Origin of the sequence: Coleofasciculus sp. H7-2, from assembly GCF_042747725.1 — a bacterium.
Classification (GTDB): domain Bacteria; phylum Cyanobacteriota; class Cyanobacteriia; order Cyanobacteriales; family FACHB-T130; genus FACHB-T130.
In genome coordinates this window covers 1-14698 of the sequence record NZ_JBHZGO010000109.1, presented here as the reverse complement: position 1 = coordinate 14698, position 14698 = coordinate 1, and the positions used below count along the sequence as shown (strand labels likewise).

General features: G+C 49.0%; 12 protein-coding genes. 4 read left to right on the top strand and 8 right to left on the bottom strand.

Features of this window, described 5'->3' with window-relative positions:
* The first annotated feature begins 55 nt into the window (after positions 1-55).
* From ACFW2W_RS24070 to ACFW2W_RS24060, 3 genes are all read left to right on the top strand, one after another.
* Entirely contained in the window at positions 56-934 is an 879-nt protein-coding gene (locus ACFW2W_RS24070) for a Tab2/Atab2 family RNA-binding protein (protein ID WP_378184258.1), read from the top strand.
* A 200-nt stretch (positions 935-1134) separates the two neighbouring features.
* On the top strand, positions 1135-2451 hold the full coding sequence (locus ACFW2W_RS24065; RefSeq protein WP_378184256.1) for a TldD/PmbA family protein: 1317 nt from the start codon (positions 1135-1137) through the stop codon (positions 2449-2451).
* Between the two features lie 106 nt (positions 2452-2557).
* The gene (locus ACFW2W_RS24060; protein WP_378184254.1) at positions 2558-5287 is read left to right on the top strand and encodes a chloride channel protein; all 2730 of its coding nucleotides are present in this window, start codon (positions 2558-2560) and stop codon (positions 5285-5287) included.
* 20 nt (positions 5288-5307) lie between these two features.
* Here ACFW2W_RS24060 and ftsE read toward each other — a convergent pair whose 3' ends face one another.
* The 7 genes from ftsE to alaS all read right to left on the bottom strand — a co-directional run bounded on the left by ftsE (position 5308) and on the right by alaS (position 13287).
* Complete coding sequence (gene ftsE, locus ACFW2W_RS24055; RefSeq protein WP_378184369.1) at positions 5308-5967, bottom strand: cell division ATP-binding protein FtsE; 660 nt, start codon at positions 5965-5967, stop codon at positions 5308-5310.
* Between the two features lie 171 nt (positions 5968-6138).
* A complete protein-coding gene (locus ACFW2W_RS24050; protein WP_378184252.1) occupies positions 6139-6909 on the bottom strand; it encodes a WecB/TagA/CpsF family glycosyltransferase in 771 nt (256 codons plus the stop codon).
* Positions 6910-7663: 754 nt separating this feature from the next.
* A complete protein-coding gene (locus ACFW2W_RS24045) occupies positions 7664-8032 on the bottom strand; it encodes a VanZ family protein (protein WP_378184250.1) in 369 nt (122 codons plus the stop codon).
* A 225-nt stretch (positions 8033-8257) separates the two neighbouring features.
* Positions 8258-8518 carry a hypothetical protein gene (locus ACFW2W_RS24040; RefSeq protein ID WP_378184248.1) on the bottom strand — a complete coding sequence of 87 codons (261 nt, stop codon included), beginning with the start codon at positions 8516-8518 and terminating at the stop codon, positions 8258-8260.
* A 43-nt stretch (positions 8519-8561) separates the two neighbouring features.
* The gene (locus tag ACFW2W_RS24035) at positions 8562-10304 is read right to left on the bottom strand and encodes an adenylate/guanylate cyclase domain-containing protein (RefSeq protein WP_378184246.1); all 1743 of its coding nucleotides are present in this window, start codon (positions 10302-10304) and stop codon (positions 8562-8564) included.
* Between the two features lie 56 nt (positions 10305-10360).
* Positions 10361-10516 (bottom strand): hypothetical protein, encoded by a 156-nt coding sequence (locus ACFW2W_RS24030; protein ID WP_378184244.1) that lies wholly within the window; start codon positions 10514-10516, stop codon positions 10361-10363.
* Positions 10517-10644: 128 nt separating this feature from the next.
* Positions 10645-13287 carry an alanine--tRNA ligase gene (gene alaS / locus ACFW2W_RS24025; protein ID WP_378184242.1) on the bottom strand — a complete coding sequence of 881 codons (2643 nt, stop codon included), beginning with the start codon at positions 13285-13287 and terminating at the stop codon, positions 10645-10647.
* A gap of 657 nt (positions 13288-13944) precedes the next feature.
* On the opposite strand from alaS, the gene ACFW2W_RS24020 reads away from it, so the two are divergent.
* Positions 13945-14148 carry a heavy-metal-associated domain-containing protein gene (locus ACFW2W_RS24020; RefSeq protein ID WP_378184240.1) on the top strand — a complete coding sequence of 68 codons (204 nt, stop codon included), beginning with the start codon at positions 13945-13947 and terminating at the stop codon, positions 14146-14148.
* A gap of 205 nt (positions 14149-14353) precedes the next feature.
* Here the strand turns inward: ACFW2W_RS24020 and ACFW2W_RS24015 are convergent, their stop codons facing one another.
* Positions 14354-14485: a hypothetical protein gene (locus ACFW2W_RS24015; protein ID WP_378184238.1), complete on the bottom strand. Its 132-nt coding sequence runs from the start codon at positions 14483-14485 to the stop codon at positions 14354-14356.
* Positions 14486-14698 lie beyond the last annotated feature (213 nt).

Below are 14698 nucleotides of genomic sequence, written 5' to 3'. Positions count from 1 at the left end.
AAAAGGATGCTTCAAACGTATTATGAAGGAAGTGACCAGATTTTAACGGCGCGGCATGGGAACAGTTTGGGAATTAGATTTTTATTCGCGTCCAATTTTGGACGAACAACAGAAAAAGGTTTGGGAGTTATTGGTGTGCGAGAGTCCATTGGATATCCGCACCAAACCTGAGTCCCTGTTTCGTTACGCCGAGTTTTGCCCCAATAGCACGGTGAATTCGATCTGGCTGCGAACGACTTTGGAGGAAGCGATCGCTAGGGCACCTCAACCTCCTCAAAAAATCCGCTTCTTCCGCCGCCCGATGACCAAAATGATTGTGAAAGCCTGCGATGAGTTGGGCATTTCCGCTCAGCTGAGCCGCCGAACTTTTACATTGTATCGGTGGCTGCAAGATCGGATGCAGGAAGTTTATCCCCAGCAACCGGGCTACCAAGCGGTTGCCCCGAATCCCTCTGTCCAATACCAACCCCAACCGCCCCAACCTTTACCGGATGCGCTGGTTGGGCAAAAGTGGGCATTTGTAACCTTGTCAGCAGCAGCCTTTGAGGAAATGCACGAGTGGGATATTGGCTTTGGGGAAGCTTTCCCACCGATTGGATTAGGAGATTCCGCGCCTTTGCCGCCGGAGACGCCGATTCCAGGGGTGGTAATTTTCTCTTTGAGAGCAGTGCCAATGGCTGGCTGGATGTCTGGGATTGAACCGGCGTTCCTGAAATTTAATCGAGACTCACCGCCTAGATTGCTCTTAGAGACGGGTGAGAGTAATAGCTGGATTTTGGCGAATCTCAAAGATGCAAAAACTTCTGAGGAAGCAGAATCCTTTGAGGACGCCAAGCAAAAAGCGGGGATGTTGCATTTTCTAGCGATTCAGTCCGATCCGCAAGCAGAATCCTTTGCGGGTTTTTGGCTAATGCAAGAATTGCCTCTTAGTTAAATTGATCCCAAAGGAAATCTTTCGGTTTCGCAACCAGACTGGGAGAATAGAATACAAAGACACAAAAAAAGGCTCTCAGACAAGCATAAAAGTCGGAGTAAAAGCGCGGCTGTTGAGACTGTGCGACAGAAATTAGCACTTTTTACTTTTACTTTTGAGGGCGTCTTGGCGGTTCCATCAATAAATTCCACGGTTAGAATATGGGTTTTAACGATTTACCACAAGAGACGCTAGCAGAGCAGCTATTGGAGTTAGCCACTCGTTCTGGAGCCGAGGAGGCGGAGGTTTATCAAGCGCGATCGCTCTCTCGCCCGGTTTTTTTTGAAGCCAACCGACTCAAACAACTGGAAATTGCCCAATCAGAAGGGACGGCGTTACGACTGTGGAAAGAAGGGCGTCCGGGTTTAGCCGTTGCTTATGGTCCCGTGGAACCGCAGGCGCTGGTGGATCGGGCGATCGCTTTGTCGGCACTCAACGGAGTGGAAACTGTGGAATTGACTTCTGGGCGGGCATCTAAGTATCCCGATTTGGGCAAGTTTGTGCCCGTCGAGGAGCTGATATTAATGGGCAAAGAAGCGATCGCTCTCGTCCGAGATGCCTACCCAGAAGTCCTCTGCATGGCTCAATGGGAATGCGATGCAGAAACGACGCGCCTTGTCAACTCCAAAGGACTAGATTGTCGCTATACCGATACTACTCTCAGCTGTTATCTGGCAGCAGAATGGGTGCGGGGGGATGATTTCTTGAGCGTTGCCGATGGACAAACCCAGCGGGATAGCCTCGATACCACCGCGCTGGCAAACCAAATTTTGCAGCGGTTGGCTTGGGCAAAAGAAAACATTTCACCACCCATCGGTCGCGTGCCCGTGCTATTTACCGCCAAAGCAGCGGATATGCTTTGGGGAACCCTCTCAGCCGCGCTGAATGGCAAACGAACGATCGAGGGGGCTTCTCCGTGGAGCGATCGCTTGGGTGAACCCGTGACCTCAAACGCCCTCACTATTACCCAAAACCCAGATTCTGGGCCGTTTAGCTGTCCTTTTGATGATGAAGGCACGGTCACGCGGAATCTGGTATTTATCAAAGACGGCATTTTGCAGCTGTTTTATACCGACCGCACCACAGGACGCCAGCTAGGCAGTGGCACTACCGGCAACGGGTTTCGCCCCGGTTTGGGCAGCTACCCGACACCGGGTCTATTTAATTTGCTGATCGATCCAGGAACTGGGGATCTGCTGAGCTTAATGCAGGAAATGGGTGATGGACTGGTGGTAGACCAGATGCTGGGAGGGGGATCTGGGATTTCTGGGGACTTCTCGATTAACGTTGACCTGGGCTACCGGATCAAGAACGGTCAGGTGGTTGGTAGGGTAAAAGATACGATGGTGGCAGGTAACGTATACGCAGCCCTCAAGCAGCTAGTAGCATTGGGAGGCGACGCTGAGTGGAATGGTTCGGTCTATACCCCGTCTCTGATTGTAGAAGGGCTGTCTGTCACTGGCAAAGTGCTGAGTTAATATTAATTGCGAATGGCTCGCTCGAAGACTGGTTAATTGACTGATGACCAGTCTTCGATTCCCGATTAGCCATGAAGTGAGTTGAGGGCAAAATGTTGAATAACTTATGAATTATTTGAGAGTGTTAAGTTCTCAAGTTTTGTCTTTTCACTCAAAACTCAAATTTCCCAACTCCAAACTCAAAGCTTTCTTTCAACCCAGACGGCGTTTAGCGATCGCTGAAGCTTGTCTGATTGGGCTAGTATCGGGACTCGCCGCAGTTCTGTTCAAAGTAGCAGTCGGTGCTTTGGGAGCATGGCGAGTTCATGCCTCCCACTTTCTCCCCGCATGGTTCGTATTACCCGCCATTGGTTTATCCTTTGGACTCCTCTCCGGCTGCCTGGTAGAACGTCTGGCACCGGAAGCAGCAGGAAGCGGCATTCCTTTTGTCAAAGCTGCCCTTGCTCAGTTCCCCATCCCCCTGAATTTACGAGTTGCCCTCGTGAAGTTAGCCAGCAGCATTATTGCTCTGGGTTCCGGACTCACCTTGGGGCGTCAAGGACCAACCGTGCATATCGGTGCAGCCGTTGCTGCTCAACTCAGTCACTGGGTTCCCACCTCGCCCGACCATCGCCGCCAGATGATTGCCGCTGGTGCGGGTGCTGGGTTAGCCGCCGGTTTCAATGCGCCGATTGCCGGTGTGCTGTTTATTGTCGAAGAACTCCTCCAAGATTTATCCGACCTCACCTTGGGTACAGCCATTCTCGCATCCTTCATCGGTGCGGTTGTGTCGCGGCTGCTGGGGGGTCGTAGCCTTGATCTCAACCTCAACATTACCCAATCTCAGACCAGCTTTTTTGCCCAAGAGATTCCTTTTTACCTATTGTTAGGAGCTTTGGCTGGGTTGCTGGGAGCAATGTTTGGGAAAGGAATTTTCACTTCACTCGCCTTATATCGCCGCCTCAAACTTTCTTTACCGCTGCGAATCGGGCTGGCTGGATTAATTTCTGGTATCGTTACCTCCTTTCTACCCACAACATTTCGAGACAACACCGGGCTGCGAGAGTCCCTGCTGGCAGGTGGAGTGAGCTGGGAAATGGCAGCGATCGCTTTTGTGGCTCAGTACATACTCACGCTGGTCGCTTGCGGTTCTGGTGCCCCTGGCGGTTTATTCGCGCCTTCCCTGATCCTGGGGTCTGGGCTTGGCTATCTGGTCGGGTTCGTCCAGCAGGCAACCCTTAACGTGGGTTCGCCTACCACCTACGCCCTCGCTGGCATGGGGGCATTTTTCAGCGCCGTCGCCAAAGCGCCCATTACCGCCATTGTGATCGTCTTTGAAATGACAATGGACTTCAATCTGGTTCTGCCGCTGATGATTGGGTCTGTTGTTGCTTACTTGGTGTCGGAAAAAATAGTCAGGGGATCGCTCCACGATCGCCTGTTGGTTTGGAATGGGATTGAACTGGAGAAGAAGCCAACCACCGATGGACTCTTATCGACGCTAAAGGCAGCAGAGGTGATGCAGCGGCGGGTGGAAACCTTAACCAGCAATATGACCCTTGATGAAGCCGTTCAAGCCTTCTCTCGCTCCCATCATCGCGGCTTTCCGGTTGTGTACAAGGAGAAACTGGTGGGGATTGTCACCCAAACTGATCTTGCCGGAATTGTCCAACGGGGATTGCCGGGAAATGCCCCTTTGAGTAAAATCATGACGCCGAAGCCGATGACGGTAAACCCTACCGACTCCTTGGGTGATGTTCTCTATTTACTCAATCGCTATCAACTCAGTCGGTTGCCAGTGACGGAAGGGCGCAAGCTGATTGGGATTATTACCCGTGCTGATATTATTCGGGCGCAAGCAGATAAGCTGAACGGTGAATCGGTGAATATCGGCCCGCGTCCGGAGCCTTCCTACTGTGTTTATCAAACTCGTTCCCCGGCAGTGGGAAGCGGACGAATGCTCGTTACCATCGCCAACCCGCAAACCGCACCCGCATTATTGCAGATGGCAGCTGCAATTGCCCGCGATCGCAACTACGAAATCGAATGTCTTCAGGTGATCTCGGTTCCCCGCAGCAGCGCCCCAACTCAAACGCCCGTCAGCACCACGAAAAGTCGTCGGTTGCTCCGTCATGCCGAAAAACTAGGGCAAGATTGGCAAATTCCCGTCCACACTCAGATCCGGGTGTCTCATGATGTTGCTCCAGCGATTCTGGAAACCATTAAGGAGCGTCACATTAATTTGCTGTTGATGGGCTGGAAAGGCACCAGCATCACACCCGGTCGAGTTTTTGGCGATGTGGTGGACACGATCATCCGGCAGGCTCCCTGCGAGGTAGTGTTGGTGAAAATGGGCGACGAGAGTCTAGGAGTCAGGGAGAATATCGCTGCCAATTCCCCCCGGCACCCCGGCACCCTGGCACCCCGGCATCGCATCGGGACACACTCACCCACTCTGTCCCTATGCTTCAATCGCTGGCTGGTTCCGATTGCTGGTGGTCCCAACGCCCAGCAAGCTTTGCAACTCTTACCGGCTTTGATATCTCTGAGTAAGGCACCCGCAATTGAGCTAGCCCAGGTTTTCCATCCTTCCACCCTCTTGCCTGACACCGCCGTGTTAGAAAAATCAGCCCTGTTTCTCAGCCGCCAACTGAGTGCAAGTGTGACGGCGATTCCGCTTCGTTCCAGTTCTGTCTCGGATGCCGTGATCGATCTGGCGCAAGCTGACGCCTGCGATGTCGTGATATTGGGTGCTAGTCGGGAAGGGCTATTGCAGCAGGTGATGAAAGGGAATATCCCCGAAGCGATCGCGCGGGGGGTCAAAAGCACCGTGATTCTAGTCAGAAGCGCCCAGTAGGAAATTAAACAAAAAAATTGTTAATTTCTCATTTTTAATTGCCCCTCACGGATTTGCACCACAGGTCTATTCGCCATCCGCAATAAGCGTTCGTCATGCGTTGTCACCATCACTGTGGCACCGAAGGCGTTGAGTTTCTGGAGAATTCTCAGCACCGATGCCGAATTATCAGCATCAAGGTTTCCGGTGGGTTCATCTGCCAGTAGCAGCGGCGGTGTTCCGACAATTGCACGGGCAAGACTGACGCGCTGTTGCTCTCCACCAGAGAGTTCTTCAGGAAAACAGTCAGCTTTATGCTGCAACCCGACTAATTTCAGAGTTGGAGGGAGGCGGCGCTCAATTTCCTTGCGCGTGAAGCCTTGCGCCCACAGCACAAAAGCAATATTTTCCGTGACTGTCCGGCGGGGGATGAGTTTGTAGTCTTGAAAGACGACGCCGATGCGCCGCCGCAGCAAAGACAGGCGATGACCCCGCAACTGCGCGACGTTGCAGCTATCGACCATTACCTCGCCATCCGTAGGGCGTTCTTCCCCATACAGCAGCTTTAAGAGCGTTGATTTACCAGAACCAGAAGGTCCGGTGACAAACAAGAAGTCTCCTCGCTTGACTTCCAGATTCACATCCAATAACCCACGGCTGCCATTGGAATAAATTTTTGTCACTTCCCGCAATTTCACCATGACCGGCGAGGAGGCTGAGTAATTGGCGTCCCGTGCGTCACTCCGGTGATTTTTGCCAATGCCGGGATGAGCAGAAGCTGTGGTCATATATAAAGTTATCAGTGCGTATTGCTAATGGAAGACTGGCTAATCGCTCATCGTTCATGGCAACTTCCATGAACAATTAACAATTCAAAACTCATAACTTTTTACCACAGCTCGTAAGGCAAATTGTGGTAAAGCCATCATTCTTCGCCAGCGCCAGGGTTCTTGATACAGACGATAAAGCCATTCCAGGTGATTATCCCGCAACCAAGCGGGTGCCCTAGATTTAATTCCAGCCCAAATATCGAAGCTACCGCCGACACCAATCCAAATCGATTCGGGACACAGGTGCCGGTTTTGGGCAATCCATAATTCCTGACGGGGAACGCCTAAACCCACAAATATCAGACGGGGTTGGAGAGTTTGCAGGGTTGTCTTAAATTCTGGTTCTGCTTCGGGTAAGAGGTAGCCGTGTTGACTCCCAGCGATCGCAATTCCTGGCACTCGTTCCTCCCAAACCGCAGCTGCTGCTTGCGCGACTCCCGGTGCCCCACCATAGAAAAAAATTGGGCAAAGCTTTCCCATTTGCCCAGCTTCCTGTAAGAGTGACTCTGCCAACTCAATTCCCGGACAGCGCCTCAGGCGTCTACCCTTTAGCCGCAGATAAAGTACAACCCCAGCTCCATCCGGAATCACCAGTTCAGCCTGCTGGATGATCCCAGCCAGCTTGGGGTTTTGTTCTGCCTGCATCGCCATTTCGGCATTTAGCGTGACTACATGACCACCTACTTTCTCATGTAGGCACGAGATTAGCCACTTAGAATAGTCATCTAACAGATGAACTGGCACTCCCAGGACGGGAAAATGTTCGGGTTTCTCCAATAGCATCGAATTTTGATAAGGCTTCACACCAGCCATAGCAGCTCTGTCGTTTCAAGACTATGAACGCTAACTTATTCGCTGTATTGTAGAGTATTCCCGAACTCAGGTACAGAATTAGGAAACAGAAATTTTTTATATTTGCAGTGCGGATTTTTTCTTCAGCTCGTTCGCTTAAGCAAACCATCTGTGTATAACTCCAGCGGCACCAGTTCGGTTTTTCCGTTTACGTTAACCTTTGAGTAGACAATTCTCACAAAAGGAGCTTGATTTTGGTTGTAGCGATAAGACATATTAAACCGCTTCGTGAAGCTTGACTTTATTTTTTTTGGTTTCTTTTTTTTTCAATGCCTTCTCTTTAGACCTACTTCTTTTCTACACCAAGTCATCTAAAGATATAGAAGTATAGTAAATTTATTGATGAAAATTTTGCAAAAGTTTTAACTCGTCAGAATTACGGCTGTATAGTCTAAAGCCATCTAAATTAAGATTAAATCTACGGATATTGCCTGTCATTAACCCTAGGACTCAAGTCTGTAAATACACGGAAATCAGATTACTTTAAGTGAATATAGCAATCCTATTTGAGTATGAGATGCCAGCGGTTCAGATCCCCGACTTCGTAAGAGTTGTCCTAGGATCTTGCCTTCACGAATCATTTAAGACTGCTATACTTCTCGCGCATCAAGGATAGAGAAAGCCGCCGAATCATCGCAGCATCCGCGACGCCATCAATTTGTAGCACATCCAAATGGTCAGAATGTAACCAACCCCAAAAAACGATTTCCAGGCTTTACTTCAGCGATGCTAGCCAGTAAAAGAACCAGATTCCGATTAGGTTGGCAGCGAGATCGGACAAGGTTGAGGAACGAAGAGGTGAGAGGGCTTGCAGACTCTCATCTAATAGGGCAAAGATACTAATCAGAATCGGTGCCAGTGGTAAACTTATGCAATGAGACCAAATATTAATTATCCGGTTTCCTAAAGCTTTCTGACCTAAGTAACTGGCAAACCCTAATAAAATGAAATGTCCGATTGTGTCATAAAAAGGAATGGCGGAAATTTTGACGGGGACAATTCCCAAATAAGCAAAAACAATAATTGTCAGTAAAATCACGAAGTAAAGAATAAAACCCAGAATCCAGCGCCAGTTTGATTTCATGCCCATTTCTTCAGAATATTCTAGAAAGATCCACACGACACAAAAAGAGCGTTCCGGAGGTGGAAACGCTCTTTTTGTGTTAAATCAACCGACAGATTCATTTAGCCATCGCCGGTAGGGACAGAAGGTCAAATTAGATATGAGAATTTACCCGCGTAGAGATGCGATTAATCGCGTCTCTACAACCCATCAATTTTGGCTGATAAGTTAGTGCATTGAACAGCGTTAAGCGTGACGGTTGACTTCTTGTTGAAGCCAGGGATCGACCGGCTGTCCATCTTTGCGGCGCAACTCAATATGAATAGCGATCGCTTCTTTGGCTCCCGGCGACGCGGGTTTCTGATGGAAGAGAATATCATATTCGGCTGGATCGTGATTGCGCTCTCGCAGCCAATCCTGCACCTTCACTGGGGCAAAGATAGATTGCCCCTCTTGGAACATCCGGGTAATCTGCATCTGTAGCGTGTAAGGATTTAAGCGACCCATAAAGTTTTGCCTTTCTAAACAGTGATATTTATAAACTTCTAGCTCACACTAGCAGTTTTTCCGTTTTTCTGCCGATGAGTAGATAAGTCGTCATTTCTCCCTTCCCTTTCACCTGGATCGCACCCCGCTCTTTCCATTGATACTTTTCTTGTAAAAGCTGGTAAGTGGCGGCGGTAACTTGAATAGAACCGGCTACTCCGTGGGATTCCATGCGACTGGCGGTATTAACCGTATCTCCCCATAAATCGTAGATAAACTTTTTTAAACCAATAACTCCAGCGACAACAGGGCCAGTGTTAATGCCAATCCGGATGTTGAACTCTTCGCCATTTACTACATTGAATCGGTCAATTTCCTTTTGCATATCTAGCGCCATTTCGGCAATGGCTTCTGCATGATCCGTGCGAGGTATGGGTAAACCGCCAACCACCATATAGGCGTCCCCAATTGTCTTGATTTTTTCCAACCCATGTTGTTCAGCTAGTTGGTCAAAAGCTGAGAATATTTTGTTGAGCAAGTTGACCAGTTCTACAGGGGATGTATAAGCAGCCAGTTGAGTAAAACCAACGATATCGGCAAATAGAACCGTGACTTCGGCAAAGTTATCAGCAATGATAGTATGCTGTTCTTTTTTTAAACGCTCGGCGATCGCTTGGGGTAAAATGTTGTGCAGCAATCTTTCCGCTTTCTTTTGCTCTGCTTTTAGTTCTTTTAAAGATGACTCTAAAGTTTCTAACATCCAGTTAATTGTACGAGCCAGGAGCGACAATTCATCTCTGCCAGCAATTAATACGCGCATTGACAGATCGCCTTTAGTGCCAATGCTCCGAACCTCCGTACTGAGATAAGCTAGCCGAGACAGAACCAATTTTTCTAAGAGAAATAAAGTTGCCCCGGTGAACGCGATTCCCACGACCAAAGTTGATATACCCAGCGACACCACCAGATAAGTCAAGAGAAATTGGCTTTGTTGATAAAATTCTTTGGGCATATCAACTCGTAACAGCAACACGGGTTTCCCATCAATATCCCGCAGTAGGGTATATCCCACCACCCCGCCATTGCTGAGCGATCGCACTAGAATCGAAGAAGAATTATCGGACATTTTGGACAAAGCCGGACGCACCGATTTGAAGTCGGGAGGTAGCTGCGGATCGCTTGCCAAGTAAGCAGTGATAGGCAAATGGGTCAACTCGCTCAAATCCTGGATTTTTTCGGCATTCAGGTAGCGTCCTAAGATCAGCGTCCCGCGACTAGGTCCTTGTCCTTGGCTAGTCAGAATTGGCCCCGCTGCGATCGCCATTGACCCTTGTGGCAATAGAACGATGCCAACATAGTGGTTCAGTCGTTCGGGGTTCTGTAGCAGGCTTGTGTTAGCCGCTAAGTATGCCTGGATGTCCTTAGACATCGGTATTGCTTTGCGCTGCTTCAGGTTGAAGCTTTGACCAAAAACCAACTGACCGGAGGAATTGATAAATAGGATTAAGTTGGATCTGAGCGATCGCAAGGAAATATCATTGAGATTGCGATCGATATAGCGGGGGTTGCCATCCTTGATGAAGTCATAGGTGTCATCCCACATCGCCCATTGGTCGTTCAGAACGCTGAACTCACTCAGGTAGTTAGAGAAGGCATCCCGAACTCGTTGAACGTTCCGGTAAGCCTCCCGTTCCTGCAATTTGGCGAAGCCGTTCAGCAGGATGGTTGACGAGGTGACATACAAAACCCCTATCAAACTTACGACGGTAACGCCAATCGTCAGCAGTGTTTTCTCGCGTAGTTTCATGCCCCTGAATGAGCGGTCAGCGATGCAGGTACTGACACGCTACACCTAAAAGTAACTCAAACCAGAGAAAATTTGTAAGCTAAGACTGGCTCAAGGCTGAGTGTAACTAAGGCTTGAGAGTTTTCAAAGGTTTTTGGATTGTTGCGATCGCGTCCGCCATCTGGCGCTAGAAGTGCTTGTGGGAAGGCGGATGTTTGTGTTGCTTCAGTCATGAATTTCAGACTTAGAAAATAAACCGCGAAGACACACTAGCGGAGCCATGCGCGTTAGCGCTATAGAGCGCGAAGAAAAAACAAGAAGAAAAGATTTTGCAGGGTGGGCAATCCCCACCCTACGGGACTTATTGCAAACCTTCAAGAAGCTGAGTTCTAGCACTTAAGAGAGCTTCTTTCAGCTTACTGGAATCGCGTCCACCCGCTTGCGCTAAGTTCGGGCGTCCGCCGCCGCCGCCGCCGCAGATTTTGGCGATCGCGCCGATAAATTTCCCAGCTTGTAAACCTTTCTTATTGACTTCTGGGCTAAAATGTGCCACAAAACTTACTTTATCTGGTTCGGGAATTGATGCCAAGACTACGGCACCATTACCCAGTTTTTGCAGTAATCTTTCAGCGGCATTTTTTAGAGATTCTGCGTCAACATCTCCCAATTCGGCAACTAGAATTTTGAAATCTCCCACTATTTCAGCTGTGCTGAGTAATTGGTCAGATTTCGCAAAGGCGAGTTCTGCCTTTAATGCTTCTAGCTGCTTTTGGGATGCTTTTAGTTCGTTCTGGATGTTAGTAATTCTGTCGGGTAGTTCTTCGGGTTTGACTTTAAAGCGATCGCTCAATTCTTTAACCACTTTATCCCGTACATTCAAGTATTCCAAAACTGCTGGCCCTGCAACCGCTTCAATCCGTCGCACTCCAGAAGCAACACCTGCCTCTGAGACTATCTTAAATAGCCCAATTTCAGCAGTATTGTGAACGTGAGTACCGCCGCACAATTCCATCGAAACGCCGGAGACATCCAGTACTCGCACTTCATCGCCGTATTTTTCGCCAAACATGGCGATCGCGCCTTTCGCTTTGGCTTCCGCGATTGCCAGGATCTCGGTTTCGGCGGGATGCGCTTCGGCGATCCAAGTATTAATTTGATCTTCGATTTGTTGTACTTCTTCGGATGTCACGGGACGAGGACAATTGAAGTCAAATCGCAATCTATCAAAAGATACTAAAGAACCAGCTTGAGTAATCGATTCATCGACAATTTTCTTCAATGCCGCTTGCAGCAGGTGCGTTGCTGTATGATGCGCTTGAACGCGACGGCGACAAGACAAGTCAATTTGTGCAGTTACAGCATCTTCTACCCGTAGCGTACCGCGTTCGATGCGACCGAAATGGACGAAGAAATCGGATTCTTTCTTAACGTCTTCAACTCGCACCAAAACGGAATCGCCGGAGATGTAGCCGCGATCGCCGATTTGTCCGCCCGATTCTGCGTAGAATGGCGTCTTATTCAGGACAATCTGCACTTGTGTTCCTGCTTCCGCCGCTTCGACAGATTTGCCTTCTACGAGGATGACTTCTACTTGCGATTGGCTGGAGGGTTGGGTGTAACCCAGAAACTCGGTGCTGTGAATGTGTTCGGCTAGCTTATCTAGGGAACCTTGTACGGTGAGATCGATGGTTTCGTGGGCGGATTGCGATCGCGTTTGCTGTTCCTCCATCGCCGCATTGAAGCTTGACTCGTCTACGGTTAGCCCTTCTTCTTCTGCAACTTCCTGAGTGAGTTCTAGGGGGAAGCCGTAGGTGTCATAGAGAGTAAAGGCGTCTCGCCCGTCAATGTGAGTTTTACCTTCTTGCTTCACCCGCTGAATCATTTCTTCCAACAGTTTCTCGCCTCGTTCCAGTGTCTTGAGGAAGCGAGATTCTTCCCGTTGCAGTTCCGCTTTGATTTGTGCTTCTCGCACCCGGACTATAGGATAAGCGGATTCGGAAAGCGCGATCGCAGTCTCTGCCACTTTCGTTGTAAACTCACCTTCAATGCCAATCAGTCGTCCGTGACGCACCACGCGCCGAATCAAGCGCCGCAGCACATAACCGCGTCCGATATTCGATGCGCGGATTTCATCGGCAATCATGTGGACGACGGAACGGACGTGATCCCCAATCACTTTCAGAGAAACTTTTGTCTTCTCGTCGCTACTGGCGTAATCGATCCCAGCAATTTCTGCCGCAGTTTTGATAATCGGGAAAATTAAGTCTGTTTCGTAATTGTTCGGGACTTTCTGGAGGATTTGCGCCATCCGTTCCAGTCCCATACCCGTGTCGATATTCTGATTTTGCAGCGGCGTTAGGTTGCCTTCTGCATCCCGGTTGTACTGCATGAACACCAGGTTATAAAACTCGATGAACCGGGTGTCATCTTCTAAATCAATCTTGTCATCACCGCGTTCTGGGTGGAAATCATAGTAAATTTCCGAACAAGGACCGCAAGGGCCAGTTGGGCCAGATACCCAGAAGTTATCCGCTTCTCCCATGCGTTGGATTCTGGCTTCGGGAACGCCTATTTTATCCCGCCAGATCGCAAAAGCTTCGTCATCATCCTCAAAAACACTGACTACAAGCTTTTCTGGGGGTAAGCCAAAGACTTGTGTTGACAGTTCCCAACCCCAGGCGATCGCTTGTTCTTTGAAATAATCCCCAAAGCTGAAATTACCCAGCATCTCAAAAAACGTGTGGTGTCGGGCAGTCCGTCCCACATTCTCTATATCATTGGTGCGGATACATTTTTGAGAAGTCGTGGCCCGCTTGAACTGGGGCGATCGCTGTCCTAAAAATATCGGCTTAAAGGGCAGCATCCCGGCGATCGTTAGCAGTACGGTGGGATCTTCTGGCACTAAGGAAGCACTCGGCAAAATTTGATGTCCTCGCTGGGCATAGAAGTCGAGGAATTTTTGCCGAATTTCGCTACCGCTAAGGAACTGGGAGGAAGAAGACATGGGAATTTACAAGGGCTTGGTATCGGTCAACTTTATCTATTTTTACATTTGTTTATGCGTTGTTGTAGCCCTTCTCGTTCAGGGATTGCAAGGCAGGGGAATTGTTTCACTTTGCTAACGCTTATTTACCATATTTAAAGACTTGTCAAGTTTGGTAAAGTCTGGCGTTTTGCCGGTAAATGCGATGTTAATTTAATAGTGGACACCAAGAAGTTTAGAAACACAAGGAGGCTGATGAAAAACCGAATGGGAAACATAGACGCGGTGTCCCCGGTCTGTTACCCAAGTGCAGCAAGAACCAACCAAGCATAGACTGTAGTGGCACGCCCAACTGGTGCAAAGCCAAACCAAGGTCTGGGAAGACTTGACTATGCTAGAACAATAAAGGTAAAGGTGAAGCTGCCAAACTTGTCCACCCTAGTTGTTAAAGTTCGTTTTTTGATAAAACCAATCCTTTCGTTCTAACGGGCTTAGTCGCACTCGACTAAGTCCAAAACTGTTTTTAGGGGACTTTTTATCGAGGATGCGATCGCGATCGCGCCAGAATGCCGAATCCGCTTATCGCTCAGGAGGCTGATTTATCCGGCACTGTCACAACGGTAAAATGAAGGCTTCTCCAATCGCACTTAGCAAACTTAATTGACTTGAATTGAATTTATGGCACTCCAACTAAAAGTTCCGAGTATCGCCTGTAATGGCTGTGCAGAAACAATTACCGACACCATCCATACGATGGAACCCGATGCCAAGGTGGACGTGGATGTACAAGCCAAGACGGTGACAGTGGAAGCTCAGGCTTCTGAAGAGACAATCAAACAAGCAATAGTGGCGGCGGGTCACACGATTGAAGGTTATCAATAACCATTACTCCGCATTATTAGGGTTAATTTTGAGCCAGTTGGATGACGATCTAGCTGGCTTTTATGAAATGCGATCGCCTGCATCTTCTCATGTCACGCAGTGTACCCAGGCTAGGGAAAGCTGCACTGCATTAAACAGCCGCCGATCTGCTGTCCAGAATTCACATTTCAATTGCTGTGCTAAAGCTAAATAATGGGCATCATAGCTAGCTGGCAATCGCAATTGTGCGGCTAAATTCAAAGCTTGGGGAGTGTAAATTAGCATCACCATAAAGCGCGATCGCTCTGTTCTCGACCAGTGGGGATGCGATCGCGTTGCGGTAGCGCTGAAAGCGCATCGCTCACTTCACCACTGGTAACAAATAGCGATTATCTGCCAGCATAAAGAGGAATCTGCTCGCAGGTCATTCAAGCAGCTGGGTAGCAGGGCTATTTCATTCTAAAGATTGACTTCAAGTGGTTCAAGCTGAACCCACAACGACGCTGAGCTTGAGCCATGTTGTCAAAGCCTAAATCACGATACAGGTTGAGAGCTAGATTGCGGGCGACTG

What these genes read in the sequence shown, in the direction of transcription:
- ACFW2W_RS24070 (WP_378184258.1), top strand. Translation starts at nt 56, where the DNA reads ATGGGAACAGTTTGGGAATTAGATTTTTATTCGCGTCCAATTTTGGAC.
- ACFW2W_RS24065 (WP_378184256.1), top strand. Translation starts at nt 1,135, where the DNA reads ATGGGTTTTAACGATTTACCACAAGAGACGCTAGCAGAGCAGCTATTG.
- ACFW2W_RS24060 (WP_378184254.1), top strand. Translation starts at nt 2,558, where the DNA reads ATGAATTATTTGAGAGTGTTAAGTTCTCAAGTTTTGTCTTTTCACTCA.
- ftsE (WP_378184369.1), bottom strand. Translation starts at nt 5,967, where the DNA reads ATGGTGAAATTGCGGGAAGTGACAAAAATTTATTCCAATGGCAGCCGT.
- ACFW2W_RS24050 (WP_378184252.1), bottom strand. Translation starts at nt 6,909, where the DNA reads ATGGCTGGTGTGAAGCCTTATCAAAATTCGATGCTATTGGAGAAACCC.
- ACFW2W_RS24045 (WP_378184250.1), bottom strand. Translation starts at nt 8,032, where the DNA reads ATGAAATCAAACTGGCGCTGGATTCTGGGTTTTATTCTTTACTTCGTG.
- ACFW2W_RS24040 (WP_378184248.1), bottom strand. Translation starts at nt 8,518, where the DNA reads ATGGGTCGCTTAAATCCTTACACGCTACAGATGCAGATTACCCGGATG.
- ACFW2W_RS24035 (WP_378184246.1), bottom strand. Translation starts at nt 10,304, where the DNA reads ATGAAACTACGCGAGAAAACACTGCTGACGATTGGCGTTACCGTCGTA.
- ACFW2W_RS24030 (WP_378184244.1), bottom strand. Translation starts at nt 10,516, where the DNA reads ATGACTGAAGCAACACAAACATCCGCCTTCCCACAAGCACTTCTAGCG.
- alaS (WP_378184242.1), bottom strand. Translation starts at nt 13,287, where the DNA reads ATGTCTTCTTCCTCCCAGTTCCTTAGCGGTAGCGAAATTCGGCAAAAA.
- ACFW2W_RS24020 (WP_378184240.1), top strand. Translation starts at nt 13,945, where the DNA reads ATGGCACTCCAACTAAAAGTTCCGAGTATCGCCTGTAATGGCTGTGCA.
- ACFW2W_RS24015 (WP_378184238.1), bottom strand. Translation starts at nt 14,485, where the DNA reads ATGCGCTTTCAGCGCTACCGCAACGCGATCGCATCCCCACTGGTCGAG.